The 1,966-nt window shown below is 52.3% G+C and carries 2 protein-coding genes; both read right to left on the bottom strand.

From position 1 onward, the window contains the following. Nucleotides 1-296 precede the first annotated feature (296 nt). Nucleotides 297-614, bottom strand: a complete 318-nt coding sequence (locus tag BM269_RS29305) for a hypothetical protein (protein WP_139232916.1) — start codon at nt 612-614, stop codon at nt 297-299. A 12-nt stretch (nt 615-626) separates the two neighbouring features. Next, on the bottom strand, nt 627-1,966 hold a 1,340-nt coding region (locus tag BM269_RS29590), incomplete at its 5' end, for a hypothetical protein (protein ID WP_211482764.1).

Below are 1,966 nucleotides of genomic sequence, written 5' to 3'. Positions count from 1 at the left end.
TGCGCTGGAACGTCTGGCCGTTCTGCTCCTGCACTTCGGAGATGCGGTTGCCCACCGCATCGTAGGCATAGAAGGTCCAGCGGTTGGTGTTGGCCCTTGCTCCCATATTGAGCAAGCAACGCATTTTCCGCGTGCGGAGGAGTCTTCAGAAAGATCACTGTTGGATGCCAAGTCCGAATAGCAGACCTGGCGCCAAGTTATGGCACCGAGCCACTATAGCGCACCGGTTCAAACCGCCGAATCAGACGAACCTTCCAAAAATAAAACTAGTCACCGGGTGTAAGTCCGGCACCGAATCATGCTCTCGGAGGAAGCGAATACACAGTGACAAGTTTCACTTTAGTTCCGCCAGTTACCTCGAATTCATAACGACCTGGTTCAGCATCGAGAATTTCAGATCCACGCACAATCAGCTCAGCATCAACGGATCTGCATGTGCATTCCCCCTCGAGAATATAAACAGTCGCAGGCACACTCAATACCCAAGGGAAACGAACCCCTTGCTCGTATGAGTTTGGCGATAGCTTAAAGTTCATGGCAGGCGTATGCAAAGTCTTGATAGCGTCGATTGATACATCACCCTCAAGGAGGGCATTCCAAAGTCTCTTTTTCATAATCTCTCCGTATCAAAAAGTAATTCCGTACTTCTCGAAGGCTTCACGCGCAATGGCCTCGACTTTAGCATTTTGAGCGTCAGTCGCGCCATTCAAAAAGTGTCCGCTATGAGTTTTGAAGCCTAGACCCAGATAACCATTCAGTGCGTCACCAGCGATATCCACCTCACCCGCAGAAATGACCGGTTTCCCGTTAGTCAAAACCGCATGCGATATTTCACTACCATCCTCAGCAAATTTCGGCATGACTCGCAATTCACCTTTTTGCGTCACTGCGAACTTCATTTCCCTTTCGATAATTTTGTCAAAACCCTCCGATAACGGCGCAATAGGGCGTACACCGAGCCTTCCGGCTTCCGCCAATTCTTCCGCTAATCTTTGTGGTAACTGGTTGTGGAAAACTTCTTGCTCGGCCGCTCTTGCTACAACAATTCGCTCAAGTTGCACGGCCTCGTAAAGTTGTTGAGGCACAAGACCATTAAGTGTTGTGCCAGGTTTCAAATCAAATCCAATGCTCCAGTCCGGCATTCCTACCGCTCGCGCTTCTGCCGCAGTTTGCCTAATCACGGAAGGCAGTATAGGTGCTAGACCGAACCCCGCGGATAGCGCCAGCTCAGTCTTTTTTATGCCGAAGTGGCCAATTGTCTTGCCTGATGCGAAATAGGCGACATTCTCGATACCCTGGGATGTCAAATCACCGACAAAGCCTGCAGAAACACCCGCTGCGCCAGTAACGCCTATCGCCCCCCATGCACTAGTAGCCAGCGGCGCACCAAGGGTACGAACTGCGCCAAATGCCAAGCCACCTGTCATCAGTCCGGCAACCCCGCCGGCCGTCATCAGAGAGAAGGAACCCACGGCATCACGCATGCCATTTGCGCGCTGCTGCATCTCGGTGAAGCCTGGATCGCCTGGATTAAGGTCAAGCCCCAACGCGGCATACTCACCAGCCCCAACGTTCCAACGCTCAAAGCGATACTTCAACAGCTCAAGGCGCTGCTGTGGGTCTGTCGCGTTGTCGAGAACATCTTGGATAGTGGCCCTTGCACCGTCAAGTCGACCAGAGAACTGATAATTCCCTTTTATGTCAGAAGCATTTGTAAACAGGTTACCGGCTTTATCAAATGCTGCGTAGGTGGCAGCAATCGAGCCCCCCACAAGCCTCCCTTCGCCCGGCAACTTGTAGTCAGAACTCGTCACCTCGCCAATCGGAACCGTGCCAGTACCATCAAATTTCACCAATTCACCATTTTCAAGTCGCTGCTCCGCACCGCGCTGCGGCGCGACCGCATTTTGCTCGACAACCGTTAGTGCCGCCCCTTGTTCGAATTCGCTTGCCGCGAGCTTTTGCT

The organism is Duganella sp. CF458, assembly GCF_900113115.1.
Classification (GTDB): Bacteria; Pseudomonadota; Gammaproteobacteria; order Burkholderiales; family Burkholderiaceae_D; genus Rugamonas.
Note: the sequence above shows the minus strand (reverse complement) of the source record. Positions and strands in the feature narration are given on the sequence as shown.